The organism is Pseudoxanthomonas sp. SL93, from assembly GCF_026625825.1.
In the GTDB taxonomy this organism is placed as follows: Bacteria; Pseudomonadota; Gammaproteobacteria; order Xanthomonadales; family Xanthomonadaceae; genus Pseudoxanthomonas_A.
Map to the genome: position 1 here is coordinate 360,499 of NZ_CP113065.1, position 26,397 is coordinate 386,895.

At 68.2% G+C, this 26,397-nt stretch carries 28 protein-coding genes, 1 tRNA gene and 1 pseudogene; 14 read left to right on the forward strand and 16 right to left on the reverse strand.

Translation table 11 applies throughout. From position 1 onward, the window contains the following. Nucleotides 1–101: 101 nt before the first annotated feature. The 3 genes from OVA13_RS01615 to OVA13_RS01625 all read right to left on the reverse strand — a co-directional run bounded on the left by OVA13_RS01615 (nt 102) and on the right by OVA13_RS01625 (nt 2,681). Nucleotides 102–1,502, reverse strand: a complete 1,401-nt coding sequence (locus OVA13_RS01615; protein WP_267792096.1) for a PhoH family protein — start codon at nt 1,500–1,502, stop codon at nt 102–104. 115 nt (nt 1,503–1,617) lie between these two features. Continuing rightward, nucleotides 1,618–2,103: a peroxiredoxin gene (locus tag OVA13_RS01620; RefSeq protein WP_267792097.1), complete on the reverse strand. Its 486-nt coding sequence runs from the start codon at nt 2,101–2,103 to the stop codon at nt 1,618–1,620. A gap of 2 nt (nt 2,104–2,105) precedes the next feature. Continuing rightward, a complete protein-coding gene (locus tag OVA13_RS01625) occupies nt 2,106–2,681 on the reverse strand; it encodes a glycine cleavage system transcriptional repressor (RefSeq protein WP_093490560.1) in 576 nt (191 codons plus the stop codon). 167 nt (nt 2,682–2,848) lie between these two features. Here OVA13_RS01625 and dapA point away from each other — a divergent pair, with 167 nt between their 5' ends. Both dapA and OVA13_RS01635 read left to right on the forward strand, forming a co-directional pair. Then, the gene (gene dapA, locus OVA13_RS01630; protein WP_267792098.1) at nt 2,849–3,757 is read left to right on the forward strand and encodes a 4-hydroxy-tetrahydrodipicolinate synthase; all 909 of its coding nucleotides are present in this window, start codon (nt 2,849–2,851) and stop codon (nt 3,755–3,757) included. 17 nt (nt 3,758–3,774) lie between these two features. Further along, a complete protein-coding gene (locus OVA13_RS01635) occupies nt 3,775–4,284 on the forward strand; it encodes a hypothetical protein (RefSeq protein ID WP_267792099.1) in 510 nt (169 codons plus the stop codon). Between the two features lie 97 nt (nt 4,285–4,381). On the opposite strand, the gene fdxA is transcribed toward OVA13_RS01635, so the two are convergent. Continuing rightward, complete coding sequence (gene fdxA / locus OVA13_RS01640; RefSeq protein ID WP_267792100.1) at nt 4,382–4,705, reverse strand: ferredoxin FdxA; 324 nt, start codon at nt 4,703–4,705, stop codon at nt 4,382–4,384. Between the two features lie 292 nt (nt 4,706–4,997). Here fdxA and OVA13_RS01645 point away from each other — a divergent pair, with 292 nt between their 5' ends. Then, entirely contained in the window at nt 4,998–5,705 is a 708-nt protein-coding gene (locus OVA13_RS01645; protein ID WP_267792101.1) for a pirin family protein, read from the forward strand. 79 nt (nt 5,706–5,784) lie between these two features. Here the strand turns inward: OVA13_RS01645 and OVA13_RS01650 are convergent, their stop codons facing one another. The 8 genes from OVA13_RS01650 to OVA13_RS01685 form a co-directional block, all read right to left on the reverse strand. Next, a complete protein-coding gene (locus OVA13_RS01650; RefSeq protein ID WP_142124313.1) occupies nt 5,785–5,943 on the reverse strand; it encodes a DUF1427 family protein in 159 nt (52 codons plus the stop codon). After that, nucleotides 5,940–6,170, reverse strand: a complete 231-nt coding sequence (locus OVA13_RS01655) for a DUF1427 family protein (RefSeq protein WP_267792102.1) — start codon at nt 6,168–6,170, stop codon at nt 5,940–5,942. Before OVA13_RS01655 ends, OVA13_RS01650 begins: the two co-directional genes overlap by 4 nt. After that, nucleotides 6,167–7,801, reverse strand: a complete 1,635-nt coding sequence (locus tag OVA13_RS01660; RefSeq protein WP_267792103.1) for an MFS transporter — start codon at nt 7,799–7,801, stop codon at nt 6,167–6,169. Before OVA13_RS01660 ends, OVA13_RS01655 begins: the two co-directional genes overlap by 4 nt. A gap of 3 nt (nt 7,802–7,804) precedes the next feature. Continuing rightward, nucleotides 7,805–9,646 carry an amidohydrolase gene (locus tag OVA13_RS01665; RefSeq protein WP_267793598.1) on the reverse strand — a complete coding sequence of 614 codons (1,842 nt, stop codon included), beginning with the start codon at nt 9,644–9,646 and terminating at the stop codon, nt 7,805–7,807. 82 nt (nt 9,647–9,728) lie between these two features. Continuing rightward, the gene (locus OVA13_RS01670; RefSeq protein ID WP_267793599.1) at nt 9,729–10,184 is read right to left on the reverse strand and encodes a DoxX family protein; all 456 of its coding nucleotides are present in this window, start codon (nt 10,182–10,184) and stop codon (nt 9,729–9,731) included. Nucleotides 10,185–10,240: 56 nt separating this feature from the next. After that, nucleotides 10,241–10,897, reverse strand: a complete 657-nt coding sequence (locus tag OVA13_RS01675; protein ID WP_267792104.1) for a hydrolase — start codon at nt 10,895–10,897, stop codon at nt 10,241–10,243. A gap of 77 nt (nt 10,898–10,974) precedes the next feature. Then, the gene (gene wrbA, locus OVA13_RS01680) at nt 10,975–11,574 is read right to left on the reverse strand and encodes an NAD(P)H:quinone oxidoreductase (RefSeq protein ID WP_267792105.1); all 600 of its coding nucleotides are present in this window, start codon (nt 11,572–11,574) and stop codon (nt 10,975–10,977) included. Nucleotides 11,575–11,628: 54 nt separating this feature from the next. After that, nucleotides 11,629–12,093, reverse strand: coding sequence for a helix-turn-helix transcriptional regulator (locus OVA13_RS01685; RefSeq protein ID WP_267792106.1), 465 nt, complete (start codon nt 12,091–12,093; stop codon nt 11,629–11,631). 310 nt (nt 12,094–12,403) lie between these two features. Between OVA13_RS01685 and OVA13_RS01690 the strand changes: the two genes are divergently transcribed. The 4 genes from OVA13_RS01690 to OVA13_RS01705 all read left to right on the forward strand — a co-directional run bounded on the left by OVA13_RS01690 (nt 12,404) and on the right by OVA13_RS01705 (nt 15,659). After that, on the forward strand, nt 12,404–13,036 hold the full coding sequence (locus OVA13_RS01690) for a response regulator (protein ID WP_267792107.1): 633 nt from the start codon (nt 12,404–12,406) through the stop codon (nt 13,034–13,036). Between the two features lie 77 nt (nt 13,037–13,113). Next, on the forward strand, nt 13,114–13,920 hold the full coding sequence (locus tag OVA13_RS01695) for a MipA/OmpV family protein (RefSeq protein ID WP_267792108.1): 807 nt from the start codon (nt 13,114–13,116) through the stop codon (nt 13,918–13,920). Nucleotides 13,921–13,957: 37 nt separating this feature from the next. Further along, nucleotides 13,958–14,548 carry a GNAT family N-acetyltransferase gene (locus OVA13_RS01700; RefSeq protein WP_267792109.1) on the forward strand — a complete coding sequence of 197 codons (591 nt, stop codon included), beginning with the start codon at nt 13,958–13,960 and terminating at the stop codon, nt 14,546–14,548. Then, complete coding sequence (locus OVA13_RS01705; protein ID WP_267792110.1) at nt 14,538–15,659, forward strand: MBL fold metallo-hydrolase; 1,122 nt, start codon at nt 14,538–14,540, stop codon at nt 15,657–15,659. Before OVA13_RS01700 ends, OVA13_RS01705 begins: the two co-directional genes overlap by 11 nt. Nucleotides 15,660–15,691: 32 nt before the next feature. Here OVA13_RS01705 and OVA13_RS01710 read toward each other — a convergent pair whose 3' ends face one another. The 3 genes from OVA13_RS01710 to OVA13_RS01720 all read right to left on the reverse strand — a co-directional run bounded on the left by OVA13_RS01710 (nt 15,692) and on the right by OVA13_RS01720 (nt 17,959). Next, nucleotides 15,692–17,068: a sensor histidine kinase gene (locus OVA13_RS01710; protein WP_267792111.1), complete on the reverse strand. Its 1,377-nt coding sequence runs from the start codon at nt 17,066–17,068 to the stop codon at nt 15,692–15,694. Continuing rightward, complete coding sequence (locus OVA13_RS01715; RefSeq protein WP_267792112.1) at nt 17,065–17,730, reverse strand: response regulator transcription factor; 666 nt, start codon at nt 17,728–17,730, stop codon at nt 17,065–17,067. The genes OVA13_RS01710 and OVA13_RS01715 overlap by 4 nt, the downstream gene beginning before the upstream one ends. A 154-nt stretch (nt 17,731–17,884) precedes the next feature. After that, nucleotides 17,885–17,959 (reverse strand) — tRNA-Glu (locus OVA13_RS01720). Between the two features lie 119 nt (nt 17,960–18,078). Here OVA13_RS01720 and pcnB point away from each other — a divergent pair. The 6 genes and pseudogenes from pcnB to pgi form a co-directional block, all read left to right on the forward strand. Continuing rightward, nucleotides 18,079–19,389: pseudogene (gene pcnB / locus OVA13_RS01725) on the forward strand (polynucleotide adenylyltransferase PcnB); the annotation flags it as partial. Nucleotides 19,390–19,397: 8 nt separating this feature from the next. Next, a complete protein-coding gene (gene folK / locus OVA13_RS01730) occupies nt 19,398–19,877 on the forward strand; it encodes a 2-amino-4-hydroxy-6-hydroxymethyldihydropteridine diphosphokinase (protein WP_267792113.1) in 480 nt (159 codons plus the stop codon). Between the two features lie 17 nt (nt 19,878–19,894). Further along, the gene (gene panB, locus OVA13_RS01735; protein ID WP_267792114.1) at nt 19,895–20,707 is read left to right on the forward strand and encodes a 3-methyl-2-oxobutanoate hydroxymethyltransferase; all 813 of its coding nucleotides are present in this window, start codon (nt 19,895–19,897) and stop codon (nt 20,705–20,707) included. A 37-nt stretch (nt 20,708–20,744) separates the two neighbouring features. After that, nucleotides 20,745–21,587 (forward strand): pantoate--beta-alanine ligase, encoded by an 843-nt coding sequence (gene panC / locus OVA13_RS01740; protein WP_267792115.1) that lies wholly within the window; start codon nt 20,745–20,747, stop codon nt 21,585–21,587. Between the two features lie 69 nt (nt 21,588–21,656). After that, nucleotides 21,657–22,037 carry an aspartate 1-decarboxylase gene (gene panD / locus OVA13_RS01745; protein WP_267792116.1) on the forward strand — a complete coding sequence of 127 codons (381 nt, stop codon included), beginning with the start codon at nt 21,657–21,659 and terminating at the stop codon, nt 22,035–22,037. Then, entirely contained in the window at nt 22,034–23,551 is a 1,518-nt protein-coding gene (pgi, locus tag OVA13_RS01750) for a glucose-6-phosphate isomerase (RefSeq protein WP_267792117.1), read from the forward strand. Before panD ends, pgi begins: the two co-directional genes overlap by 4 nt. Nucleotides 23,552–23,732: 181 nt before the next feature. Here pgi and queG read toward each other — a convergent pair whose 3' ends face one another. Continuing rightward, nucleotides 23,733–24,806 carry a tRNA epoxyqueuosine(34) reductase QueG gene (gene queG, locus OVA13_RS01755; RefSeq protein ID WP_267792118.1) on the reverse strand — a complete coding sequence of 358 codons (1,074 nt, stop codon included), beginning with the start codon at nt 24,804–24,806 and terminating at the stop codon, nt 23,733–23,735. Nucleotides 24,807–24,918: 112 nt separating this feature from the next. Between queG and OVA13_RS01760 the strand changes: the two genes are divergently transcribed. Further along, a complete protein-coding gene (locus tag OVA13_RS01760; RefSeq protein WP_267792119.1) occupies nt 24,919–26,391 on the forward strand; it encodes an NAD(P)H-hydrate dehydratase in 1,473 nt (490 codons plus the stop codon). The last annotated feature ends 6 nt before the right edge of the window (nt 26,392–26,397 follow it).

A 26,397-nucleotide genomic window follows, 5' to 3' on the forward strand; every position in this document is an offset into this window, starting at 1 on the left:
TGACAACCACTTCATCCGCACCGTCCACCGTGCACCTCGTCGCGAAGAATGCCGGACCCTCCTGACCCAGCCGGGGCCTGGTGTAGGCCCCGGCGCGTGCTTCAGAGCACTTCCGACGCGTAATCCGCCAACCTCGAGCGTTCGCCACGCCGCAGGGTGATGTGCGCGCTGTGCGCCCAGTCCTTGAAGCGGTCCACCGCGTAGGTCAGGCCGGACGTGGTTTCGGTCAGGTACGGCGTGTCGATCTGCTCCACGTTGCCCAGGCAGACGATCTTGGTGCCGGGGCCGGCGCGGGTGATCAGCGTCTTCATCTGCTTGGGCGTCAGGTTCTGGGCCTCGTCGAGGATCAGGTAGCGCGACAGGAACGTACGCCCGCGCATGAAGTTCATCGACCGGATCTTGATGCGGCTGGCCAGCAGGTCGTTGGTCGCCGCGCGGCCCCACGAGCCGCCTTCCTGGTTGTGGGTAAGCACTTCCAGGTTGTCGGTCAGCGCGCCCATCCACGGCGTCATCTTCTCCTCCTCGGTACCCGGCAGGAAGCCGATGTCCTCGCCGACGCTGACCGTCGCGCGGGTCATGATGATCTCGCGGTAGCGCTGCTGGTCCATGGTCTGCGCCAGCCCGGCGGCCAATGCGAGCAGCGTCTTGCCGGTGCCGGCGGTGCCGAGCAGGGTGACGAAGTCGATCTCCGGGTCCATCAGCGCGTTGAGCGCGAAGTTCTGCTCGCGGTTGCGCGCGGTGATGCCCCACACCGCATGCTGGCCATGGCGGAAGTCGTCGACGATGGTCAGGGTGGCCTTGCGTTCGGCGCCGATGCGCACCACCCGCAGCTCCACCTCGTCCTCGCCGGGCAGGTAAAGGTACTGGTTGGGATGCCAGTCCTCGTCGTCCGCCATGGTCACTTCGTAACTGGTGCGGCCCTTGTCGCTCCAGCTGCGCAGGTCGGCGTTGTGCTTGTGCCAGAAGTCTTCCGGCAACTGCAGCGCGCCGGTGTACAGCAGGCTGAAATCGTCGAGCGCGCGGTCATTCTCGTAGTCCTCGGCCACCAGTCCGCTGATCGAGGCCTTGATGCGCAGGTTGATGTCCTTCGACACCAGGATCACCGGGACTTCCGGATGTTCCTCGCGCAGTTCCAGCACCGATGCCAGGATCTTGTTGTCCGGTGCGATGGCGCCGAACGTGCGGCCGGGATCCACCGGCTTGGTCTGGAAGTACAGCTTGCCGATATTGCTGCGCGGCTTGAGCTGCAGCCCTTGCGGGTGGTTCAGCACGATGCCGGCCTGGATGTGTTCCGCACCGGCGCCCTCGATGAGTTCATTGAGGAAGCGGCTTACCTGGCGTGCGTTGCGGCTGACTTCGGACGTGCCCTTCTTGGCGTTGTCCAGTTCCTCGATGACCTGCATGGGCAGGAAGACGTCGTGCTCCTCGAACTTGAACAGCGCGGTGGGGTCGTGCATCAGCACGTTGGTGTCCAGCACATAGATACGCTTGCTACGGGTCATTCAGGCAACCTCATGGAGGTGAATGTGTGAACACGGACGCTTTTGCCGCGGACAGCAGCGAACCACCATGACCCGCCGCGGCGCGGGATGGTGGACAGGGTGGAAACGGATTCGGTCACTGGGCTTGGTGGGCCTTCAGGGCTTCCAGCACGGCATCGGCATGGCCGGGGACTTTCACGCCGCGCCATTCCTGCGCGATGCGGCCGTCGGGCGAGATCAGGAACGTGCTGCGCACCACGCCCAGCACCTTGCGGCCATACATGTTCTTCTCGTGGATCACGTCGAAGGCCTTGCACAGCGCTTCGTCGGCGTCGCTGACCAGGGGGAACTTGAACCCTTGCTTGGTGCAGAAGTTGTCGTGCGACTTCACCGAGTCGCGCGACACGCCCAGCACGGTGGCGTTCAACTTCTTGAATTTCGGCAGCAGCGCGTTGAAATCCAGCCCTTCGGTGGTGCAGCCCGGCGTGCTGTCCTTCGGGTAGAAGTACAGCACCAGCCAGTGGCCGGCATGGTCGGCGAGGGTGGTGGTGGCGCCGCCGGACAGCGCCAGCGGCAGTTTCAATGTCGATTTCGGTAGGGCGTTGGCGCTTTTTGCCGTCATCGTCAGAACTTCATCGGATCCATGATCGCGTCCAGGTTCAGATGGTCGCAGAATTCGAGGAAATCGTCGCGCAGCGCGGCGATGTGCATGTTGGCCGGCACGCCGATGGTCACCTGCGCCGAGAACATCTCCGCACCGGTCTGCATGGCGCGGTAGCGCGTGCTCTGCAGGTTCTCGATGGTGATGCCCTGGCGGTCGAAGAAATCGGCCAGCTGGAAGAGGATGCCGGGCTTGTCGGCGGCGACCACTTCCACGATGTACGGCAGCAGGTTGGACTGCACCACCTTCGGACCCGTGCGGTAGAACACCAGCTTCAGGCCTTCATCGCGCTCCAGGCGCGAGAGCATGGCTTCCAGCTTGGCTACCGCGTCCCAGGAGCCGGTGGCCAGCGCCGTCACAGAGACGTCGCGGCCCACCGTCGACAGCCGGGCATCCACCAGATTGCAGCCGCTGTCGGCGATGCGGCGCGTCACCGACAGGAGCGGCGACTCCGGATGCGTCGTATAGGCGGTGATCAGGAGGTGGTTTTCGGTCGGCGAGGGCCGGGGCGTGGAGTCGGTCAAAGGGGCTTCCGGCATTACAGCGAGTCTGAATGGCAGCCGGGCGAGTCCCAGGTGCTGGCGGCAGCATACTTGCCCGCCCTTTGACGCCGCAAGTAACATGCGGCCGACATCTCCGGCCGGGTCGGGACAATCGCGCTTGCCGCGCCTCCCGACCGGCGGCCCCTTCCACCGAGACCTTTCCCTTGCATCTTTCCGGCAGCATCACCGCATTGGCCACGCCGTTCACGGCGGCTGGCGAACTCGACCTTGACGCCTGGCGCGCGCTGCTCAAACAGCAGCAGGATGGCGGTACCCAGGGTGTCGTGGTGGCCGGGTCCACGGGTGAGGCGGCAGCCTTGTCGGACGAGGAGTACGACACCCTGCTGCGGATCGCGGTTGAGCAGCTCGGCGGACGGATTCCGGTGCTGGCCGGCACCGGCCAGATGAATACCGCCAAGACCATCGCCGCCACCCGTCGCGCGGCGGCGGTCGGCGCGCAGGTCGCGCTGGTGGTGACGCCGCCCTACGTGCGGCCGACGCAGGCGGGCCTGATCGCGCACTACCGCGCGGTCGCCGACCAGGGTGGCCTGCCGGTGGTGCTGTACAACGTGCCCGGCCGCACCGGTTGCGACCTGCTGCCGGAGACCGTGGCGGCGCTGGTCGACCACCCCGGTATCGTCGGCATCAAGGAAGCCCGCGCCGAACCCGAGCGCATGGCCGCGCTGCTGGCGTTGCGCAGCGACACGTTCGCCATTCTCAGCGGCGATGATCCGACTGCGTCGCGCGCCATGCTGGCCGGTGCCGATGGCCTGATTTCGGTCGGTTCCAATGCCTTGCCCGCCACCTTCCGCCGCCTGTGCGATCTGTCGCGGCAGGGCGACGCCGCCGCGGCTGCGCAGCTGAACGCGCAACTGCAAGACCTCTACGGCTTTCTTGGCGTGGAATCCAACCCCATCCCGGTCAAGGCGCTGCTGCAGCGCCAGGGCATCGGCGAAGGCCTGCGCCTGCCGTTGCAGGTACTGTCTGCCCCCCATCATTCCACCGCCGACCGGCTGGCCACGCTGGCCGCCGCGTTGGAAGCACAATCCAGCCGCGAAACGATCGCGGCCTGAACCCAGGAGAACACCACATGCGTCTTTCGTCTTCCCTTTCGCGTCCGCTTGCCCTGGTGCTGCTGGCCGTTTCCGTGGCCGGCCTGTCGGGCTGCAAGTGGTTCACCAAGGGGGCCAAGGGCGAATACGCACTGCCGCCGGAAGCCCGCGCGCTGGAAGTCCCGCCGGACCTCAACCTGCCCAGCACCGCCGGCGCCATGCAGATTCCCGGTGCTGCCGCCGCCACGCCCGCCGGCGCATCGGCCACGGCCGCCAGCGCGACCGGCTTCAACATTCCCGGCAGCCGCGATGACGCCTTCACCAAGGTCGGCGAAGCGCTGGGCGGCATCGACGGCGTGACCATCGCCAGCCGCGCACAGCTGCTGGGTACCTACGACGTGGCCTACGAAGGCGCCAATTTCCTGGTGCGCGTGGTCGGCGTGGACGCAGGTGCCTACATTTCCGCCGTCGATCCCCGCGGCCTGCCGGCCACCGGCGAAGCCCCCACCAAGTTGATGGCGGCGCTGAAGGCCAAGCTGGGCGGCTGATCCCAGCACGTCCCTGACACGAGAAAGGCGCCGCGAGGCGCCTTTCTTCGTCATGGCATGCCCGTCTCTGGTGCATGCCTTGCCGCGTGACGGCCGATCAGCGCTCCAGCAGCGGCAGCTTGTCGGTCTTGCCTTCCCAGTCCTTGGCGTCGGGCAGCGGTTCCTTGCGCGTGGTGATCACCGGCCAGGCCTTGGCCAGTTCGGCATTCAGCGCCACATAGCCTTCCTGGCCCGCGGGCACGTCGTCTTCCGGATAGATGGCATTGATGGGGCATTCCGGTTCGCACAGCGTGCAGTCGATGCATTCGTCCGGATCGATCACCAGGAAGTTGGGGCCTTCGTGGAAGCAGTCCACGGGACAGACTTCCACGCAGTCGGTGTACTTGCACTTGATGCAGTTTTCGGTGACGACGAAGGGCATGAGGTTCGATGTGCTGCGGAGGAAACCGCGCAAGTTTAAATCACCGCGTCATCCAAGATGGAAATGTTTACCGGCGGTGCCGAAGTGCTTGCTTGAGATAGGGCGCGGAACAGCCCACCCGCCTACGGCGGCGTTGCGCCATCTCAGTCGGGATCGTTCCAGTGGAAGCGGTTCGGCGGGTAGAGCCTATCTTATATTTCCATAAATGGAACGACCTATTGGTTTTGGCTGCCTTTATCCCATCCGTGTTGAGGATCATGCTGCACGCCTCACCACACACCGGAGCACCGCCATGATCACCCTGCGCCCCGCCACCTCCCGCGGCCATGCCAACCATGGCTGGCTGGATTCGTGGCACAGCTTTTCCTTCGCCGAGTACTACGACGACAAGCACGTGCACTGGGGCCCGTTGCGCGTCATCAACGAAGACCGCGTGGCCGCCGGCCGCGGCTTCGGCCAGCACGGCCACCGCGACATGGAGATCATCAGCTACGTGCTGGAAGGCGCCTTGGGCCACAAGGACTCCATGGGCACCAGCTCCAGCATCGTGCCGGGCGACGTGCAGCGCATGAGCGCCGGTACCGGCGTGCAGCATTCCGAGTTCAACTACAGCGAAACCGGCACCACGCATTTCCTGCAGATCTGGATCATCCCCGACAAGCAGGGCGTGGCACCGTCGTACGAAGAAAAGCGTTTCGCCGCTGAAGAGAAGCAGGGCCGCCTGCGGCTGGTGGTCAGCCCGGACGGCGCCGATGGTTCGATCAGCATCCACCAGGATGCGCGCCTGTACGCCGGTCTGTTCGACGGCGACGAGGCGGCGGTGCTGCGCCTGGCCGAGGGACGCCTGGGTTACGTGCATGTGGCGCGCGGCGAAGTGACTGTCAACGGCCACACCCTGTCGGCCGGCGATGCGCTGCTCTACGAAGGCGAGCCGCTGGTCAGCGTGGGCCAGGGCATCGGTGCGGAAGTGCTGGTGTTCGACCTGCCGCCGTTGAAGTAACAGGCGATGGCGCCCGGACGCCGCGGTCATGAGAAAGGGTGCGCGGATGCGAACCCTTTTTCGTTCGCGGGACGCGCGATCAGGCGAGCATGCGTTCGGCGACCAGGAAACCCGCCGTCATGGCGACTACCAGCAGCGCCCCTTGCAGCCGGGGCGGCGCGGGCAGCGGCACGTCCAGCAGGCGGCAGCCCATGCCGATGGCCAGTGCCAGCACCAGGCCGAGCAATGTCAGCATCATGGGCGTCCTCCCTGTTTCGTCTCACCGGTCGGTCCGCCGCAGTGCGCGACGTGGCGTGCTTCGCGGCGCGCCATGAAACGGTCGGCGACCACATACCCCAGCGTCATCGCCACCACCAGCAGCGCGCCCACCAGCACCGGCGGCGCCGGCACCGGGATGCCCATCCAGCGACAGCCGAAACCTATCGCGAAACCCAGCAGCACGCCGGCGAGGAATTTCAGGTTCATGCCATGCCTCCGGGCGCCTGCGATGGCACCGGCACGGGACTGCCCGGCGCACCGCCGATGAAATGCCGCACGACGGGTGCGTGCGTCGGGTCCTGCAGCAGGGCCTTGATCGCGTCCTGCAGCGCGCGCTCGTCTTCGGTGACGCGTTCGTGCTGGCGCAGGTGCTCGTGCCAGGAACAGTCGACGAAGTATTCCAGGTAGGTGCCGGGCTGCGTGCTGTCTTCGGCCACGCCCCATTGCACGGCGCCGTTGCGACGGCGCGCGTGCCCCAACGGCTGCATGCGGGCCAGGAATTCCTCGCGCCGTGCGATATCCACCCGGTACTCGACCGTCACCAGCACCGGTCCGCGGTCACCACCGACATCGCCCGCGACCACCGGTTGCGGCCAGTGGCCGGACGGGGTGACGTTGACCCGCGCGGCCTCGCCCAGTTTGAATCGCCAGCTGGCGAGTGCAGCGATCACCGTGCCGATCGCCGCCACGATCAGCGCCATCGGCGTTCCGTAGGCCTGCGCGACCGCGCCCCAACCCAGGCTGCCGACGGCCATGCCTGCGGAAAACACCACGATGTACAGCGAGAGCGCACGTGCCCGTACCCACGCCGGGACCGATGTCTGCGCGGCGATCTGCAGCGATGACAGCACCGTGATCCACGCGAAGCCGTTGAACAGCGACACCACATACAGTGCGGGGATGTCGCGCAGCAGGGCAAGCGCCAGCATGCAGGCCGCATAGACCGCGGTGGCGGCCAGCACCATCGCGTCGGGGTCGAAACGCGTGCGCAGCGCCGGCAGCAGCATGGCGCCGGCGATCGCGCCGATGCCGATGCAGCCCAGCAGCAGGCCATAGGTGCCGGCGCTGGCGCCCAGCTCCTGCTTCACCACGATGGGCAGCAGCGCCGTCAACGCGCTGGCGAAGACGAAGAAGCAGGCGGCCTTCACCAGTACCGACTGCAGCACCGACGCCTGCCTGGCGTAACGCAGCCCGGCGCGCAGCGCCGCGCCGAAGGTTTCCGGCGGCAACGCCGAGGAAGCGGGAGAGCGCCGCCATCGCCACAGCACGATCGCCACGCCGAGGAAGCTCAACGCGTTCACCGCGAATGCCCACGCGATGCCCGCCTGCGCCACGATCAGGCCGCCGAGCGCGGGGCCGATGGAGCGCGCGATGTTCATGCTCAACGAGCCCAGCGCCACCGCCGGCCCCAGCATCGGCCGCGGAACCAGCTCGGGCGTGGTCGCCTGCTGCGCGGGCATCGCCATCGCCGCGCCGATGCCCAGCGCGAACGTCAGCGCCACCAGCGTCCACGGCCGCAGCATGTCCAGGTGCGCCAGCACCGCCAGCGTGCTGGCCACCAGCAGCATCCACAGCTGCGCGATGATCAGGTAGCGCCGCCGGTCGACGATGTCGGCCAGCGTGCCGGCCACGATTGCCAGCAGCACGACGGGCAGGGTGGTGGCGGATTGCACCGCGGCCACCATCAGCGGCGAACCGGTGGTTTCCGCCATGACCCAGGCGGCGGCGACATCATGGATCCAGGTGCCGATGTTGCCGACCAGGATCGCCAGCCACAACGCGCGGAATGTCGGTTGCTGAAGCGGTGACCAGGGTCCTACGGGTGCGGGCGTCGCCATCGGTCAGAACGCGAAGCAGGAGCAGCCCATCGCGCCCCAGAAATTCCGCAGGTCATGCGTGGGCGTGGCGTGGTGTGCGGCATGACCGTGCTCGTGCACCTGGCAGTGCTTGCCATGGGCATGCGATACCGCCGCGGTCGCCTGCGCCAGGGTGCCGCCCTGGTAGCCGCCGAAGCGGTTGACCGGCGACCAGTCGGGCATGGGGGGCGGCAAGGTGGGTGCGAGCGGGGCATACGGTCCGTCGCCATGCACGATGCGTCCGCCCACTACCGTCAACACGCTGGTGATGTCGGGGATGTCGGCCTCGGGCACGCTGAAGAAATCCGCGGACAACAGCGACACGTCGGCGAACTGTCCCGGCGCCAGCCGCCCCTTGTGGTCCTGTTCGCTGGAGAACCACGCGCTGCCCCGGGTCCACAGCGCCAGCGCCTCCTCGCGTTCCAGCCGGTTGTCGTCGCCGTACATGCGCAGTCCGCCGAGCGTGCGCCCGCTGACCAGCCAGTACAGCGCCACCCACGGGTTGTAGCTGGCGACACGGGTGGCGTCGGTGCCCGCGCCGACCGGCACGTCCGCCTGCAGCATGCGGCGCACCGGCGGGGTGTGCTTCAGCGCGTCGCTGCCGTAGCGTTCGGCGAAGAACTCGCCCTGGAACGCCATGCGGTGCTGGATGGCGATGCCGCCGCCCAGCGCACGCACGCGGTCGATGTTGCGCGGCGAAATGGTCTCGGCGTGGTCGATGATCCAGTGCAGGCCATCGAACGGCACCTCCCGGTTCACGCGTTCGTAGACGTCTAGCACGCGGGTGATGCTCTCGTCATACGTGGCATGGATGCGGAACGGCCAGCGCTTCTCCGCCAGCAGGCGAACGACACTGTCCAACTCGCCCTCCATGCCGGCCGGCAGTTCGGGGCGCGGTTCGCGGAAATCCTCGAAGTCCGCCGCCGAGAACACCAGCATCTCGCCAGCGCCGTTGTGGCGCAGCATGTCGTCGCCCTGGCGCGGCGAGAGCATGCCCGACCAGCGTTGGAAGTCGGCCAGTTCCTGCCCCTTCTTCTGGGTGAACAGGTTGTAGGCGATGCGCACGGTCAGTTCGTCGTCCGCGTGCAGCTTCTGGATGATCTCGTAGTCTTCCGGGTAGTTCTGGAAGCCGCCGCCCGCATCGATCACCGACGTGATGCCCAGCCGGTTCAACTCGCGCATGAAGTGGCGCGTGGAGTTCAGCTGGTACTCGGCCGGCAGCTTCGGCCCCATGGCCAGCGTCGCGTACAGGATCAATGCATTGGGCTTGGCCAGCAGCAGGCCGGTCGGGTTGCCTGCCTTGTCCCGCTGGATCTGACCGCCCGGTGGATCGGGCGTGTCGCGGGTGTAGCCCACCGCGCGCAGCGCGGCGCGGTTGAGCAGGGCGCGGTCGTACAGGTGCAGCAGGAAGACCGGCGTGTCCGGCGCCAGCGCGTTGATCTCCTCCAGCGTGGGCAGGCGCTTCTCGGCGAACTGGTGCTCGCTGAAACCGCCCACCACCCGCACCCATTGCGGCGCCGGCGTGCGATCCACCTGGGTCTTCAGCATCGCCATGGCATCGGCCAGCGAACGCACGCCGTCCCAGCGCAGCTCCAGCGTGTAGTTCAAGCCGCCGCGGATCAGGTGCGTGTGGCTGTCGTTGAGGCCGGGGATCAGCCGGCGTCCGCCGGCGTCGACGATGCGCGTGGCCGCGCCCGCCGTGGCCATCACCGTGGCTTCGTCACCGACGGCCAGCACGCGACCGTCGGCGATCGCCAGCGCCGACGCCGACGGCGTGGCGGCATCGAGCGTGGTGATGCGGGCATTGCGGATGATCAGGTCGGCCATGCGGCGGTCTCCCGGGTAAGCGCGGCCGGACGTGGCCATGACGGCGGCCGCGGCAGCGCCTTTCAGCAGGCGACGGCGCTGGTCATCCACCGAAGGCATCGCGCGGGTTCCATGGGCGCCGCCGGCGTTGCGACAGCAGGTGGTCGACGGAGAGCGAACCCGCGCCGGTCAGCACCAGCGAGAAGCAGGCCAGCGCCCAGAACAGGGGATACTCGATGCCGCGGTGCATCCAGAACCAGCCGCCGTCCAGGTTCAAGACCACGGTCATGCCGAGGAACAACGCCGCGACGAGCGCCGACACGCGCGTCCATGCGCCCAGCACCAGCAGGATGCCGAGCGCGGTCTGGGTGCCGGCCAGCAGCAGCGGCAAGGGTGCCATGGCGGGCAGGCCGAAATGCGTCAGCTCATCGGCGAACCCGCCAAGCCCCGGGCCGCCGAACCAGCCAGCCAGCTTGCCCAGCCCATGCGGCAGCAGGAAGCCGCCGGCGGCGGCGCGCAACACCAGCAGGCCGGCGGCGCGCACATCGTGGCGCACCACCTGCTCCGGCGCGCACGCCGGCGGGGAAACCACATCCACCCGTGGCGCCGTCCGGTTCAATGCCCGCCTTCCGAGGCGCCAAACATGCTCTTGGCGTACTGGATGCCCAGGCCATAGCCGCCGCCATGCAGCTTGGCGATGCCAGTGGTCAGGTCGTAGGTCGCGCTGCGTCCCCAGTCGCGCTGCAGTTCCAGCAGGTACTGCACGCTGGTCAGCGGGCGGACACCGGCCTGGACCATGCGCTGCATCGCGCGCTCGTGCGCCTCGGCGGTGACATCGCCGCAGGCATCGGCGATCACGTAGACCTCGAAGCCCTGGTCAAGCGCGGACAGCGCCGGCCCGACGATGCATACGCTGGTCCACAGGCCGCCGAGCACGATGCGTCCCTTGCCGGAGGCATTCACCGCCGCGACGACCGCTGTATCTTCCCAGCAGTTCATGGTGGTGCGGTCGAGCACCTTCGCATTCGGGAAGGCCTCGGGGATTTCCGGGAACAGCGGGCCGGAGAACGACTTCTCGGCGACCGTGGTCAGCAGCGTCGACACGCCGAAGCCGGCCGCGCCCTTGGCGACCAGCGCAACGTTGTTTCGCAGCATCGCCACGTCGATGGAGTGCGTGGCGAAGGCCATCTGCGACTGGTGGTCGATCAGGATGAGGGTGTGGTCGTTCGGGGTGAGCAGGGTCTTGCCGGCGGCGGGGGTGGCGGTAGGCATGATGGTCTCCGTGCGTGGGGGAAACGCCGACTTTCACCCGCCAGGGGCTACGCCGGCTTGCACCGGCGTGCGCGGGTTCAGCCGTGCAGCTTGATGGCGGTTTCGGCGACGCGCTGGCCCTGGTAGCGCGCGGCGTCGAGTTCGTTCTGCGTAGGCTGACGCGAGCCGTCGCCGCCGGCGATGGTCGTGGTGCCGTACGGCGAGCCGCCGGTGACCTCATCCAGCTTCATCTGGCCGGCGAAGCCGTAGTCCAGGCCCACGATGACCATGCCGAAGTGCAGCAGGTTGGTGATGATGGAGAACAGCGTGGTCTCCTGCCCGCCATGCTGGGTGGCGGTGGAGGTGAAGGCGGCGCCGACCTTGCCGTGCAGCGCGCCCTTGGCCCACAGGCCGCCGGCCTGGTCCAGGAAGTTGGCCATCTGCGACGACATGCGGCCGAACCGCGTGCCGGTGCCGACGATGATGGCGTCGTAATCGGCCAGTTCGCCGATGGTGGCGATGGGCGCGGGCTGGTCCAGCTTGTAGTGCGAGGCCTTCGCGACGTCCGCGGGCACCAGTTCCGGCACGCGCTTGATGTCGGCGGTGGCGCCGCCCGCGCGCACGCCTTCGGCGACGGCGTGGGCCATCGTTTCGATATGCCCGTAGGCGGAGTAGTAGAGGATCAGGACCTTGGCCATGGCGGAATTCCTGTGCAGGGGAGGGGTGCGCCGTTGGCGGCGCCACCGGGGACGTTACGCCGCGCGGGTTACCGGCGTGTGCAGGCGGCAGAACTCCCGCGGTGAGTAGCCGGTCATCCGCCGGAACGTGCGGGTGAAATGGCTCTGGTCGAAGAAGCCCAGCGACGCAGCGGTGGCGGAGATCTTCTGCGGGCCGCGCGTCAGCTGCTCCTTGGCCAGCGCGATGCGCTTGGCCAGCACGTATTCCATCGGGCTCTGGCCGGTGCTGATGCGGAACAGGCGCGCGAAGTGGAAGCGGCTGATGCACGCGGCGCCGGCGACGTCGGCCAGGCTGAAGGCATCGCCGATGTGCCGGTCGATGTAGTGCAGCGCCCGCGCCAGCGCGCGCTCGCTCAGCCCGCGGCTGTAGCGGGCTGGCGCCGTGCGCTCGGGAAGGCTCCAGGGCGCAGGTGCCTGCGGCACGGCATCCAGAAGCGTCGCGGGGTCGGGGAGGCCAGGGGAATGCAGGTGGACGTCCACGCGGGTCTCCTTGTGCGGTTCCGGCAGGGGGCGGTCGCGGCGGCATGTTCGGGGGCGCCGCCGCGCCGTGCCACCCATGGTCGACGTTCGTCCGGGTCGGGATAACCCCAATAGGTGCATCCGCTGTCTCACCCGTTTGGGGAGTGGTGCAGCCGCTGCGCGCGTGCTGATGGCCTGCAGCCAGGTCGGCAAGCCGTCCCGCCTTCCTTGCATGTCCCGGCAACGGCGATGGAAGTTGCCTGCAGGGATGCCGCGAACGTATCGTGGTGCCACCGGCTTCGCCACCTGGCCAGTGGAGGCCGCTGACACGATGGACACTTCCCCCATGCCCATCCGCATCCTGACCGTCGACGATCATCCGCTGCTGCGCGAAGGCATCGCCGCGGTCATCGAGGGTCAGCCGGACATGCGGCTGGTCGGCGAGGCGACCAACGGGCTGGAGGCACTGGAAGCCTTCCGTGCCTGCCGTCCCGACGTCACCCTGATGGACCTGCAGATGCCCGGCATGGGCGGGGTGGAGGCCATCGCCGCGATCCATCGCGAATTCCCGACCGCGCGCATCGTCGTGCTGACCACCTACCAGGGCGACGTGCAGGCGGTGCGCGCCTTCAAGGCCGGCGCCTGCGGCTATCTGCTCAAGAGCATGCTGCGCAGGGAGCTGCTGGACACCATCCGCGGCGTGCACGAGGGGCGGCGGCGCATTCCGCCGGAGATCGCGAACGAAATCGCCGAACATGCCGCGGACGAAGCGCTGACCCCGCGCGAGGTCGAAGTGCTGCGGCAGGTGGCGTCCGGCAACGGCAACAAGCGCATCGCCACGCAACTGGCCATCTCGGAGGAAACCGTGAAGGCGCACATGAAGAACATCCTGGCCAAGCTGGCTGCCAACGACCGCACGCATGCGGTCACCATCGCCCTGAAGCGCGGCATCATCGAGATTTGAGGGCTTAAGGAGTTCTTAAAGACCAGGCGGGAGCATGGCAGCGCCGGATTGCCGGCCCCCCATCCCCCGAGGTCTTGATGAGAGCGTCGCACGCCTGCCTTCCGCTGTTGTTCCTGCTTCCCCTGGCCGCACACGCCCAGGTCGTCGAGCGCACCGACGCGACGGCCCTGGACCAGTTGCCTGTCCGCTGGAGCGCCGGCGTGGCGGCGGTATCGCGCGACAGCGAATACGCCGGGGAAGGCACCCGCACCCGCCTGCTTCCCAACATCGCGTTCGACGGCGAGCGCTTCTACCTGCGCGGCGCCGCGTTCGGCTACCGCGTCCATGCCAGCGACCGCTTCGAACTGCGCACCTTCGTCGCCGGCCGGCTGGACGGCATCGATGCCGACGATTTCGGCAGGGCCGAACTCGCGCGCCGTGGCATCGACCGCGACCTGCTGGATGATCGCGATGACAGCGCCGATGTCGGCGTCGCGGGCAGTTGGAAGGGCAAGGCAGGCAAGCTGGAACTCGATGTGCGTGCGGACGTCACCGATACCTCCGGCGGCCACGCCGTGGCACTGGACTACAGCTATCCCTTCCGCTTTGGCCGGACGTCCCTGGTTCCGTCCGTGGGCGCGATCCGCCTGTCCGACGACATGGCCAACTACTACTACGGCACCCTGGACAGCGAGATCGCGCGCGGCGTGGTCGCCTACCGGCCCGGCGCCGTCACCGTGCCGCGTGCCGGCGTGTCGCTGGTCCATCCCTTCGCCAAGCGCTGGGCGTTCATCGCCAACGTGGAGTACCGCGTGCTGCCCGACGAGCTGAAGGACAGCCCGCTGGTGGAAGAGGGCATGGATGGCAGCGGCTCCCTGTTCCTCGGCATTTCACGCGGCTTCTGAGCGGCGCGTTCCCCTGCATCCCCCGATGGAGATTCCCATGTTGCTGAATCCCGATGTTGCCCGCGTGGTGTCCTCACTGCTGGCACAGGTCGATGACGATCCCTTGCAGGTGCAGGGGCTTCCTTTCGCACCGGTCGCGCCCGGAACGCGACTGGTCCGGGTGACGCGCGCCCACGCCAGTGCCCTGATGGCGATGTGCGACCGGCACGCAGCGGAAATCGCGCACGCTCGCATGCCGCCGACGACCTCGCACGGCAGCGTGCTGGAGCTGATGGAGGCCTTGTTCGAGCCGCCGCTGCGCGCCTGGGCGTGGCTCGCCGAGGACGACGGCCAGCCCGCCGGCTATCTCTTCGCGACGGTGGGCTTCTCGATGCTGGAGCGTGCGTACTACTTCAATGTGGAGGCGCTGTTCGTTCCCGCCAGCCGGCGGCCATCGGGTGTCGCGTCCGCGTTGCTGACGCAGGCGCGCCGCATGGCCGCGGAACTGGGTTGCGTGGACGTGCGATGGCAGCTGCCGGTGTGGCAGCAGGCCGAACGCATCGCCTTGCCCGGCCACGGCGATGCCGCGGCGGTGGCGATGGTGCAGTACGTGTTCCCGACGATGGGCGGGGATGCCGATGTCCACTGACGGATCGGTCCGCTCGCGCCCGCCACGTCGCAGGTTGCGGCGGTTGGCGGCGGCCACCTGCGTGTCGGCGCTGGTCGCCGGCTATGCCGGTGCTTCCGGATGCAGCACGCTGCCTTACCCGGCCTCGCCGCAGTACGGCGACGAAGGATTCCGCAATCCGGCGCCGCCACGCGCGATGGGATTCCGCGAAACCGCCAGGCTCTGGCGGGATTTCCTGCTGGGCAGCAAGCCGGCCGGTACCGTGCCTGCCAGACCCATCCCGGTCACGCCCATCACGGTTGGGCAGCTGGAACAGGCGGCCGATGGCACCGTGTACCGGCTGGGACACTCCACGGTGCTGATCAAGCTGGATGGCCGTTTCGTGCTGACCGACCCGGTGTTCTCGCAACGCGCCTCGCCGGTGCAATGGGCCGGGCCGCAACGTTTCCACGCGGCGCCGATCGACATCGAGGCCTTGCCGCCATTGAGCGCGGTGGTCCTGTCGCACGACCACTACGATCACCTGGACAAGGCTGCGATCCGCATGCTCGTGGCCAAGACCGATCTGTTCCTGGTGCCGCTGGGGGTGGGCGATCGGCTGGTCCGCTGGGGCGTGCCGCCGGACAAGGTCCGCCAGCTGGACTGGTGGGAAGACACCACCGCGGCCGGCATCCGTTTCGTTGCCACGCCCTCGCAGCACTTCTCCGGGCGTACGCCGTTCGACCGCAACGCCACGCTGTGGTCGTCCTGGGTGATCGACGGCGGCGGACTGCGCCTGTTCTTCAGCGGCGATACCGGTTACTTCGACGGGTTCCGCACCATCGGCGAACGCTACGGACCCTTCGACCTGACGTTGCTGGAATGCGGTGCCTACGATCGCCGCTGGCAGGACGTGCACATGCTGCCCGCGCAGACGCTGCAGGCCCACCTGGACCTGCGCGGCGACTGGCTGCTGCCCATCCACAACAGCACGTTCGACCTGGCCTTCCACGAATGGCAGGCCCCGCTGGAAACCCTGACGACCCTGGCCGAGCAGGCGGACGTGAAGATGACCACCCCGCTGATCGGACAGCCGGTGGTGGTGCGCGAGGCGATGCCTTACCCGCGCTGGTGGCGGGCGATGCCGGAGTGATGCCGGCTGCGCATGTCAGGAGGCGCGGCCGCTCAGTCCGCGCCTTCCTGCGCCGCCGGGAAGCGGAGCGTGCAGCAGAAGCCGCGCCCCGACAGACCTTCCGCCACATGCACGGTGGCGCCATGCGCCTGCGCGATGCGGGCGACCAGCGACAGGCCGATGCCGCTGCCGCGCGCGCCGTTGCCATGGCTGCCACGGAAGAAGCGTTCGAAGATGCGCTCGCGTTCTTCCGGCAATACGCCCGGGCCGTCATCGCAGACGCTCAGTTCCGAGGTGCCGGGATCATCGCCGCGGCAGCAGCGGATCTCGATGCGCCCGCCGGGCTCGCTGTAGCGCAGGGCGTTGTCGACCAGGTTGCGCAGCAGGATGCCCAGGTCGTCCAGATCGCCGTACACGCTGGCGGGCTCCGCGCGGATCGATATCGTCTGGCGCTGGCGCGACGCCATCGATTCGAACTCCCGGGCCACCATGGTGGCGACTTCCGCCAGTTCGACGGCCCGGCGGTCGTTGTGGCGCCGCGAGGCGTCCACGCGCGCGGAGTCCAGCAACTGCTGCGCCAGCCGCGAGGTGCGTTCGATGCCGTGCGCCAGTTGGTCGAGCGCGTGGCGCGCATCGGCCTGGCTCCCCGCGCGCAGGGCCACTTGTGTCTGCGTCAGCAACGCCGCCAGCGGCGTGCGCAGTTCATGCGCGGCATCGGCCAGGAACTGGCGTTCGCCCTGCATCGCCTGCGACAGGCGCCCCAGCAGGTCATTGAAGGAATCCAGCAGTGGCTTGATCTCGCGAGGGATGCCGGCCGTGGGCAGCGGTGCCAGATCCATCGCGGCGCGCTCGCCGATGGCGCGGCGCAACCGGTTCATCGGCCGCAGGCTCCAGTGGATGGCAGTGCCCACCAGCAGCGCCAGCAGCACCAGCACGATGCCGCCGGTCAGCATGCTGATCTTGATCCAGTAAGTGAGTTCGGCGCGCATCGCGGATTGCGCCTTGCCAGCCTGCACCTGAACCCGCCCGCTGGCATCGGTGGCCGCATAGACGCGCCACGGTTCGCCGCCTACCTGCGTGACCGCGAAGCCGGGGGCGAAATCGGGCCGCAACGGCTGGTCCGGCGCGCCGGCCGACACCACTACCGCCTTGCGCGGGTCCAGGACCCAGACCTGGTAGCGCAGCGTGTCGAACTTCTTGCCCTGCAGCGGGGTGGTCGGCAGCGTGAGGCGCGGTCCGGTGCCCAGCGCGTCGATCTCGGCCGGCATCGACATCAGGATGTTCTCGCTGACCTGCTGCAGGAACTGGTCGTTGTGCCCCTTCTGCTGGCGCGTCATCTGCGCGTACTGGCTGCCCAGCCAGCACAGCCAACCCACCACCAGCGGCGTCATCACGGCGAACAGCAGCTTGGATTTCAACGAATGCGTCATTCGCCGCCCCCCAGCCGGTATCCGAAGCCATGCACCGTGGTGATGACGTCCTCGCCCAGCTTCTTGCGCAACAGGTGGATGTAGACCGCGATGGTATTGCTCTCGATGGTGCCGTCGCCGCCGTAGACCAGCGACTCCAGCATGTCGCGCGCGACCACGCGCCCGGGGCGCTCCATCAGGGCCAGCAGGGTGCGGTATTCGTGCACGCCCAGCTTGATCGGGCGGCCGGCGCGGGTGATGGAACGGTCGGCGGGATCCAGCACGATGTCGCCGTGGTGCAGCACCGGCGAGACGCGCCCCTGGCTGCGCCGCACGACGGCGCGCAGGCGCGCACTGAGTTCATCGGGCTGGAAGGGTTTGACGATGTAGTCGTCCGCGCCGGCATCCAGGCCGCGGACACGGTCGCTGAGCTGGTCGCGTGCGGTGACGATCAGCACGGGGGTGGTGTCGTAGCGCTGGCGCAGGGCCATCAGCACGTCCAGGCCCGAACCGTGCGGCAGGCCCAGGTCAAGCAGCACGGCGGTATAGCCATGGTCGACCAGCGCGAGACGCGCGGTGGCGACATCCTCGGCACGGTCGATCTGCCAGCCGTCCTGCACCAGCGCGGCCGCCAGCGCGTCCCCCAGCATGCGATCGTCTTCAACCAGCAACAGGCGCGACACGGGCAGCCCTCGGAAAGATGGAGGCCCCATCCTGGGGCGAAGCGATTAAACCGTTTTTAATGGCGTCCGCGGGCCCCGAACGCACAAAACCCCGCCGGAGCGGGGTCTTGAGCGGTCCACCTGCCACGGTTCTCAACCCGTGGCCCATGCCGGATGGCGCTCCCTAGGGGACTCGAACCCCTGTTTTAGCCTTGAGAGGGCCACGTCCTAACCTCTAGACGAAGGGAGCGTTTGGGTGATGCCGGCGTAGCGCATTAGTATATGCGGCGGCGCCGGCCCCGGGCAATCGTCCCGGCCGCCCGCCAGACCCTTCTGCATGGAACCGCCGCCATTACGCCGCACACCGCTCTGAGAACCATCCCGCGCGACCAGCACACCATTTCGCGCAAGGACATCAGCCCGAATGCGCTGCGCGTGCTCTACCGCCTGCGGGACGCGGGTTTCCAGGCCTACCTGGTGGGCGGCGCGGTGCGTGACCTGCTGGTGGGCGGGCACCCCAAGGATTTCGACGTCGCCACCGACGCCACCCCCGAGCAGGTCCGCCAGCAGTTCCGCAACTGCCGCCTGATCGGCCGCCGCTTCCGCCTGGCACACGTGGTGTTCGGCCGCGAGATCATCGAAGTGGCCACCTTCCGCGCCAACACCGATGACGGCAGCGGCGACCGCGAGATGGACAACGGACGGCTGGTCCGCGACAACGTCTACGGCACGGTGGAAGACGATGCCGTCCGTCGCGACTTCACCGCCAATGCGCTGTACTACGCCATCGACGACTTTTCCGTGCGCGACTACGTCGGCGGGTTCGAGGACGTGATGGCGCGTACGCTGAAGCTGATCGGCGACCCCGAGCTGCGCTACCAGGAGGATCCAGTGCGCATGCTGCGCGCGGTCCGCCTGGCGGCGAAACTCGATTTCGTCATCGATCCGGCCACCGCCGAGCCTATTGCCCGCCTGGCACCCTTGTTGTCCGAGGCGGCGCCCGCGCGCCTGTTCGAGGAAATCCTGAAGCTGTTCCTGTCAGGCCATGCCGTGGCGAGCTTCGAAGGCCTGGAGCGCTTTGGCCTGCTGAAGGTGCTGTTGCCGGAGACGGCCGCCGCGCTGGCCTCCAACCGCAGTGGCGCGCTGCGGCGCATGCTGCTGGAAGGGCTGGCCGGCACGGACCAGCGCGTGGCCAACGACGAGCCGGTCTCGCCGGCTTTCCTGTTCGCGCTGCTGCTGTGGCCTGCCTACTGCCGCGCCCTGATGGGCCTGCAGGCGCAGGGCGTGCATGCCGAAGAGGCCCAGCGGCGCGCTGCCGACCGGGTCACGCTGCATCAGCTGAACACCATCGCGCTGCCGCGGCGTTTCTCGCTTCCGATGCAGGAGATCTGGCTGCTGCAGACGCGTTTCGCCAACCGCCAGCGCAAGCGCGTGATGCGCCTGTTGTCGCATCCGCGCTTCCGTGCCGCGTTCGATTTCCTGGCCCTGCGCCTGGCCGCATCGCCCGAGCACGCCGACGACGTCACCTTCTGGCGTGACGCACAGACCCAGTCCAGCGAGGAGCTGGCCGCGTCGCTCGGCGTGGCCGTGCCCGGCGACTCGTACGTGGAAGAAGACGCCGCGCCTTCCAAGCGCCGCCGTCGCCGTCGCCGCCGCAGCAGCACCACCGCACCGGAATGACCGGGCATGTGATCGCCCACATCGGCCTGGGAGCGAACCTGGGCGATGCGGTGGCGACCGTGGCAAGTGCGATGCAGGCGCTCGACCGCTGGCCCGGCATCGCGCTGCAGGCGGCCTCGCGGCTGTACCGCACGCCGGCCTGGGGCAGGGAAGACCAGCCCGACTTCATCAATGCGGTCGCGCGTGTGCAGACCAGCCTCGCGGCGCCCGCGCTGCTGCAGGCCTTGCTGGCCATCGAGGCCGAGTTCGGCCGGCATCGTCAGGACGGCGAGCGCTGGGGACCGCGCACGCTGGACCTCGACCTGCTGCTGTACGGCGACGCGGTCATCGACCTGCCCGGCCTGCGCGTGCCGCATCCCCACCTGCATGAGCGCGCGTTCGTGCTGGTGCCGCTGCTCGAGATCGACCCGGTGGCCCGCATCCCCGGTTACGGTGACGCGCGGGATGCTGTGTCCGCGTTGGAAATGTCCAACATCCATCCGCTATGAGTGGATAATGCGGGGCTATGAGCACACAAGCCGACAGCAAGCCCTGGACCGTTCCCGCCCTGGCTGACGCCAAGCGCGAGGGCCGCAAGCTGGTCATGTTGACCGCTTACGACAACAGTTTTGCCCGGGTGCTCGATGCGCAGGGCGTCGACCTGGTGCTGATCGGGGATTCGCTGGGCATGGTGGTGCAGGGGCACGACTCCACGCTGCCGGTCACGGTCGAGGACATCGTCTATCACACCCGTGCGGTGGCACGCGGCCTCACCCGCGCACTGCTGGTGTCCGACCTGCCGTTCCAGTCCGATGCCACGCCCGAGCGGGCACTGCAGGCGTCCATCGCGCTGCTGCAGGCCGGCGCGGAGATGGTCAAGCTGGAGGGCGCAGGCCACAAGCTGGACGTGATCCGCTTCCTGGCCGAACGCGACATCCCGGTCTGCGCACACCTGGGCCTGACCCCGCAGTCGGTGCTGAAATTCGGCGGCTACAAGGTGCAGGGCCGCGACGAAGCCGCCGCGGCGCGCCTGTTGGCCGATGCGCAGGCCGTCGCCGATGCCGGGGCGTCGCTGCTGGTGCTGGAATGCGTGCCGTCGGCGCTGGCCGCCACGATCACGGCTTCCATCGCCATCCCCACCATCGGCATCGGCGCCGGACCCGGGTGCGACGGCCAGGTGCTGGTGCTGCACGATTTCCTTGGCCTGGACACCGGCCATCGCCGTCCCAAGTTCGTCAAGGATTTCCTGGCCGAAGGCGGTTCCGTCGCGGGTGCGGTGCGCGCCTATGCCGACGCGGTACGCAGCGGGGCATTCCCCGATGCGGCCCATTCCTACTGATTGACCGCATCGCCACGCCATCGCCACAGGGGCCAAGATGATCGAGACCATCACCGAACTGGATGCCCTGCGCGCGCGCGTCAGCGGGTGGAAACAGCAGGGCCTGCGGGTCGGGTTCGTGCCGACGATGGGCAACCTGCATGCCGGCCATTACTCGCTGGTGATGCTGGCGCGCCAGTACGCGGACCGCGTGGTGTCCAGCGTGTTCGTCAACCCGACCCAGTTCGGTCCGAATGAAGACTTCACCCGCTACCCGCGCACACCCGAAGCGGACATGAGTGGACTTGAGGGTGCCGGCTGCGACGTACTCTGGCTGCCCACGGTGGAATCGATGTATCCGTTCGGCGTCGAGCTGGCGGCCCGGGTACACGTGCCGGGCGTCAGCAGCGTGCTGGAAGGTGCGCATCGGCCGGGGCATTTCGACGGCGTGTGTACCGTCGTCAGCCGCCTGTTCAACCAGGTGCAGCCCGACGTGGCCGCGTTCGGCAAGAAGGATTTCCAGCAGCTGGCGGTCATCCGCCAGATGGTCACCGACCTGGCGTTCCCGGTGCAGCTGTTGCCCGGCAGCATCGTGCGCGAGCCCGATGGCCTGGCAATGAGTTCGCGCAACCAGTACCTGTCCGCCGACGAGCGCCCGCGCGCCGCGGAGATCCGCAAGGCCTTGCTGGCCATGCGCGATGCGCTGGTGGCGGGCACGCCCCGCGCCGGTGTCGAAGCCGCCGCGGCGCAAAAGCTGGCCGATGCCGGTTTCGTCGTGGACTACACCGTGGTGCGTCGCCCCGACCTGTCCGAACCCGAGGACGGCGAAGCGGGTCCCAAGGTGGCCCTGGTGGCCGCCAAGCTGGGCCGGACCCGGCTGATCGACAACCTGGAATGGTGAACACGGCGGCCGGCGGCACCCGGCGCTTCCGCTGCTAGACTTTTCTTCTCACGAACGACGAATCCCCCCATGCAACTCAGCCTGCTCAAGACCAAGATCCACCGCGCGACCGTCACCCATTCCGAACTGAACTACGAGGGGTCGATCGCGATCGACGCGCTGCTGCTGGAAGCCACCGGCATCCGCGAGTTCGAACAGGTGCACGTATGGGACGTGACCAACGGCAGCCGCTTCACCACGTATGCGCTGCGGGCGGAGCCGGGCAGCGGCATCATCTCGCTCAACGGTGGCGCCGCTCGCCACGTGCAGGTCGGCGACCTGGTGATCATTGCCGCCTTCGCAAGCATGAGCGAAGAGGAAGCGGCCAGTTTCCAGCCGAAGCTGGTCTATGTCGATGGCCAGAACCGCATCACCCACACCAACCATTCCATCCCCACGCAGGCCGCATGAGCATGACGACGGGTCTTGACGCCTTGCAGTCCCACGCCGCGCGCCTGCGCGGAACGCCGTTGCGCGAACTGCTGGCACAGGACCCGCAGCGGGCACGCCAGCACGCGCTGCGCAGCGGCCCGCTGTACCTGAATTTCGCGCGCCAGTCCTACGATTCGGCGGCATTGTCGGCGTTGCTCGCACAGGCGCAGGCGGTCGATCTTGCGGGTGCGTTCCGGCGCCTGTTCGACGGTGAGCAGGTCAACGTCACCGAGGGGCGTGCCGCCCTGCATACCGCCTTGCGTGGCCAGAATTCCGACGCGGTGATCGCGCGTGAAGCCTTCGCCAGCGCCAGCGCGGTGCGCCAGCGGATGGCGGCGCTGATCGCACAGCTGGAGGCCAGCGATGTCACCGACATCGTCAGCGTCGGCATTGGCGGTTCGGACCTCGGGCCGCGTCTCGTGGCGGATGCGCTGCGTGATCCGCTGCCGGGTCGCTTCCGCGTGCATTTCCTGTCGAACGTGGATGGTGCGGCCGCGCAACGCACGCTGGCTCCGCTCGACCCGTCGCGCACCGCGGCCATCCTGATCTCCAAGACGTTCAGTACGCAGGAAACGTTGCTCAATGGCGGCATCCTGCGTGACTGGCTGGGGGGCAGCGAGCGCCTGTACGCCGTCAGCGCCAATCCGGAACGCGCCGCGTCGGCCTTCGACATCGCAGCCGAGCGCGTACTGCCGATGTGGGACTGGGTGGGTGGGCGCTATTCGCTGTGGTCGGCCGTCGGCCTGCCCATCGCACTGGCGATCGGTTTCGACCGCTTCGAGGGCCTGCTGGAAGGCGCGGCCCGCTTCGACGCGCATGCGCTTGATGCGCCGCTGGCGGACAACATCGCCGTGCGCCATGCACTGACCGCCGTGTGGAACCGCAATGTGCTGGGCCACGCGGCCCAGGGCGTGATGACCTATGACCAGCGGCTCGCGCTGCTGCCGGCCTACCTGCAGCAGCTGGTGATGGAAAGCCTCGGCAAGTCGGTGAGGCTGGACGGCAGTCCGGTCGGCGTCGATACGGTGCCGGTGTGGTGGGGCGGTGCGGGCACGGATGTGCAGCACAGTTTCTTCCAGGGACTGCACCAGGGCACGCAGGTCGTGCCGCTGGATTTCGTGGGCACGGTGCGCAACGACGATCCCTACGCCGAGAACCACCTGGCATTGATGTCGAACCTGCTGGCGCAGAGCGAAGCGCTGGCGAACGGGCAGGCCAGCGAAGATCCGCATCGCAGCTACGCAGGTGGGCGCCCCAGTACGATGATCCTGCTGGATGCGCTGACGCCGGAGTCGCTGGGTGGGCTGATCGCGATGTACGAACACAGCGTCTATGCGCAGTCCGTACTGTGGGGCATCAACGCTTTCGACCAGTTCGGCGTGGAGCTCGGCAAACAGCTGGCCAACGGGCTGCTTCCGGCGCTGAAGGGCGAAACCCAGGCGAAGGATCCGGTGACGCACGCGTTGCTCGCCGAGATCGCCGCCCGCGCCTGAGGTCGGCGCTCGTCCTGTTTTCCGGTAGGAGCGACGTGAGTCGCGACCGGACAGATGAAGCGTCAATGGCCGTGCATTGTGCTGATCGCGACGGCGGTGGCCCGGAAGAAGCAACGCCGTGTCCGTTCGCGTGATGCATGCCCCCCGTTCGTTCCGTTCGCGCGCGCGACTCACGTCGCTCCTACAGGGGGCGGTGTTGCTGCAGCGCCCACGCCACGTGCTCGCGCACGACCGGTGAAGGATGGTCCCGTCGGCTTGCCAATGCGGCGAGCACGTCGGGTGTCGTGGGCGCATTGCCCAGCGCGACGGCGATGTTGCGCAGCCAGCGTTCGTGGCCACTGCGGCGGATCGCCGAGCCCTCGGTGCGGCGCAGGAACTCGTCTTCTTCCCACGCGAACAGCTGTGGCAGCGTCGCCGTATCCAGCTCATTGCGTGCGCGGAAGTCCGGCTCGTCGGTACGCTGGGCGAACTTGTTCCACGGACAGACCAGCTGGCAGTCGTCGCAACCGAAGATGCGGTTGCCGATGGCCGGCCGCAACGCCTCGGGGATCGCGCCTTCGTGCTCGATGGTCAGGTAGGCGATGCAACGCCGCGCATCCAGCCGGTAGGGTGCGGTGATCGCCTGGGTCGGACAGACATCGATGCAGCGCATGCACGTGCCGCAGTGCGCCGTGGCCGGTGCGTCCACGGGCAACGGCAGGTCGACGTAGATCTCGCCCAGGAAAAACCACGAACCGCCGTCCTTGTCGATCAGACACGTGTGCTTGCCTATCCAGCCGAGCCCAGCATTGCGCGCCAGTGCGCGCTCAAGCACGGGGGCCGAGTCGACGAACACGCGATGGCCGAAGGCGCCTACTTCGGCCTGCAGTCTTTCCGCAAGCTTCTGCAGGCGTTGCCGCATCAGCTTGTGGTAGTCGCGACCAAGCGCGTAACGCGCGACATAGGCGCGCTCACCATCGCGCAGCGTGTCCCAGGCGTCGTCACTGTCGTTGCGTCCGTAGTCCAGTCCCACCGAGATCACCCGCAGCGTGCCGGGGATCAGTTCCTGCGGACGCGAACGCTTGTCCCCGTGCTGCGCCATCCAGTCCATCGACCCGTACAGGCCCTGCGACAGCCAGTCGCGCAGGTGATCCTCATCCTGGCCGAGTTCGATGCCGGCGATGCCGCAGCGCTGGAAGCCCATCTCGCGCGCCAGTGCACGCACGCGACGCGCAAGGGCGGCGTAGTCGACCAAGGGGGCGGCAACGGGTTCCATGGCGCGATTATAGGAGGCCACGGTGCGCAGCCTCCGCTTCACCGCGTTACCAGGCCTGCAGCGCCGGATCCGTTCACTGTTCCACAACCCGGCAGGGGTCTAGAATCCGGCCATGTCAGGCACCTTGCCCCTCCACGCCACGCTGGCGGCACGCGAACTGGACCAGCGTGCCACGCGGCTGCTCGGGGGCGATAGTTACACGCTGATGCAACGCGCCGGCCAGGCTGCCTGGCAGCATCTGCTGCTGCACTGGCCGCAAGCGCAACGCATCGTGGTGGTGTGCGGCCCCGGCAACAACGGAGGCGACGGCTACGTGCTGGCAAGGCTCGCGCACCGCGCCGGGCGTCTCGTGCAGGTGGTACATCTTCCTTCGCATGTCCCCGCCAGCGAAACCGCACAGCGGGCGTGCACCGACTACGTCGCGTCGGGTGGCAAGGTGGAGCTCTTCCGCGACACGCTCCCCGTGGCTGACGTAGTGGTGGATGCCGTCTTCGGCATCGGCCTGTCTCGCGCGCCGGAAGCGGATGCCGCGGCGCTGCTGGGCGCGATCAATGCGCAGCCGGCACCGGTGCTGGCCCTGGATGTGCCCAGTGGCGTCGACGCGGATCGCGGCAGCACGCCGGGGGTGGCCGTCGTCGCGACGCGCACGCTGCAGTTCATCGTCCGTCATGCCGGATTGCATACCGGCGCCGCACTTGAATGCACCGGCGACCTGGACCTTGAAGAACTGGATCTTCCCGCCGAGGCATTCGATGACCTGCAGCCACAAGCATCGTTGTTGAACCAGGAAGCCCTTGCGCTTTGGCTGTTGCCGCGCCGTCGCAACACGCACAAAGGCGAGTCCGGCCACGTGCTGTGCCTGGGCGGCGAGCACGGCAGTGGCGGCGCCATCATCCTCTGCGCGGAGGCGGCATTGCGCAGTGGCGCCGGCCTGGTGAGCGTGGCGACGCAGGCGGGGCACGTGGCCGCGATGCTGGCGCGTCGGCCGGAGGCCATGGTGCATGCAGTGGAATCCGGCGATGCGCTGCAACCGCTGCTTGCGCGTGCCCATGTCCTCGCCCTCGGGCCGGGACTGGGGCAGGGCGAATGGGGGAGGGCGTTGTTCCAGCTTGCGCTGGACAGTGGCAAGCCCGTCGTGCTGGATGCGGATGCGCTGAACTTGCTCGCGCACGCACCTCGTGCTCTGGATGACGCCATCCTCACCCCGCATCCCGGCGAGGCCGCTCGCCTGTTGGGCTGCACTACTGCCGAGGTGCAAAGCGATCGCATCGCCGCGGCGCGGGCGATGGCGGAACGCCACGCCTGCGTTGTCGTGCTGAAAGGCGCGGGGACCGTGGTGGCCGCACCGGGCGCGTCACCACGCATCATCGATGCCGGCAATCCCGGCATGGCCGTCGGGGGCATGGGCGACGTGCTGACCGGCGTGATCGCCGCGTTGCGTGCGCAGGGCCTGTCGTCATTCGATGCCGCCACGGCGGGTGCGGTGCTGCACGGAGCGGCGGGCGATGCCGCCGCCTGGGACGGGCAACGTGGACTGCTGCCGTCGGACCTGATGCCGCACATCCGCCGGCTGGCCAATCCCTGACGCTTC

What these genes read in the sequence shown, in the direction of transcription:
- OVA13_RS01615 (WP_267792096.1), bottom strand. Translation starts at nt 1,502, where the DNA reads ATGACCCGTAGCAAGCGTATCTATGTGCTGGACACCAACGTGCTGATG.
- OVA13_RS01620 (WP_267792097.1), bottom strand. Translation starts at nt 2,103, where the DNA reads ATGACGGCAAAAAGCGCCAACGCCCTACCGAAATCGACATTGAAACTG.
- OVA13_RS01625 (WP_093490560.1), bottom strand. Translation starts at nt 2,681, where the DNA reads ATGCCGGAAGCCCCTTTGACCGACTCCACGCCCCGGCCCTCGCCGACC.
- OVA13_RS01635 (WP_267792099.1), top strand. Translation starts at nt 3,775, where the DNA reads ATGCGTCTTTCGTCTTCCCTTTCGCGTCCGCTTGCCCTGGTGCTGCTG.
- fdxA (WP_267792100.1), bottom strand. Translation starts at nt 4,705, where the DNA reads ATGCCCTTCGTCGTCACCGAAAACTGCATCAAGTGCAAGTACACCGAC.
- OVA13_RS01645 (WP_267792101.1), top strand. Translation starts at nt 4,998, where the DNA reads ATGATCACCCTGCGCCCCGCCACCTCCCGCGGCCATGCCAACCATGGC.
- OVA13_RS01650 (WP_142124313.1), bottom strand. Translation starts at nt 5,943, where the DNA reads ATGATGCTGACATTGCTCGGCCTGGTGCTGGCACTGGCCATCGGCATG.
- OVA13_RS01655 (WP_267792102.1), bottom strand. Translation starts at nt 6,170, where the DNA reads ATGAACCTGAAATTCCTCGCCGGCGTGCTGCTGGGTTTCGCGATAGGT.
- OVA13_RS01660 (WP_267792103.1), bottom strand. Translation starts at nt 7,801, where the DNA reads ATGGCGACGCCCGCACCCGTAGGACCCTGGTCACCGCTTCAGCAACCG.
- OVA13_RS01665 (WP_267793598.1), bottom strand. Translation starts at nt 9,646, where the DNA reads ATGGCCGACCTGATCATCCGCAATGCCCGCATCACCACGCTCGATGCC.
- OVA13_RS01675 (WP_267792104.1), bottom strand. Translation starts at nt 10,897, where the DNA reads ATGCCTACCGCCACCCCCGCCGCCGGCAAGACCCTGCTCACCCCGAAC.
- wrbA (WP_267792105.1), bottom strand. Translation starts at nt 11,574, where the DNA reads ATGGCCAAGGTCCTGATCCTCTACTACTCCGCCTACGGGCATATCGAA.
- OVA13_RS01690 (WP_267792107.1), top strand. Translation starts at nt 12,404, where the DNA reads ATGGACACTTCCCCCATGCCCATCCGCATCCTGACCGTCGACGATCAT.
- OVA13_RS01695 (WP_267792108.1), top strand. Translation starts at nt 13,114, where the DNA reads ATGAGAGCGTCGCACGCCTGCCTTCCGCTGTTGTTCCTGCTTCCCCTG.
- OVA13_RS01700 (WP_267792109.1), top strand. Translation starts at nt 13,958, where the DNA reads ATGTTGCTGAATCCCGATGTTGCCCGCGTGGTGTCCTCACTGCTGGCA.
- OVA13_RS01705 (WP_267792110.1), top strand. Translation starts at nt 14,538, where the DNA reads ATGTCCACTGACGGATCGGTCCGCTCGCGCCCGCCACGTCGCAGGTTG.
- OVA13_RS01710 (WP_267792111.1), bottom strand. Translation starts at nt 17,068, where the DNA reads ATGACGCATTCGTTGAAATCCAAGCTGCTGTTCGCCGTGATGACGCCG.
- panB (WP_267792114.1), top strand. Translation starts at nt 19,895, where the DNA reads ATGAGCACACAAGCCGACAGCAAGCCCTGGACCGTTCCCGCCCTGGCT.
- panC (WP_267792115.1), top strand. Translation starts at nt 20,745, where the DNA reads ATGATCGAGACCATCACCGAACTGGATGCCCTGCGCGCGCGCGTCAGC.
- panD (WP_267792116.1), top strand. Translation starts at nt 21,657, where the DNA reads ATGCAACTCAGCCTGCTCAAGACCAAGATCCACCGCGCGACCGTCACC.
- pgi (WP_267792117.1), top strand. Translation starts at nt 22,034, where the DNA reads ATGAGCATGACGACGGGTCTTGACGCCTTGCAGTCCCACGCCGCGCGC.
- queG (WP_267792118.1), bottom strand. Translation starts at nt 24,806, where the DNA reads ATGGAACCCGTTGCCGCCCCCTTGGTCGACTACGCCGCCCTTGCGCGT.
- OVA13_RS01760 (WP_267792119.1), top strand. Translation starts at nt 24,919, where the DNA reads ATGTCAGGCACCTTGCCCCTCCACGCCACGCTGGCGGCACGCGAACTG.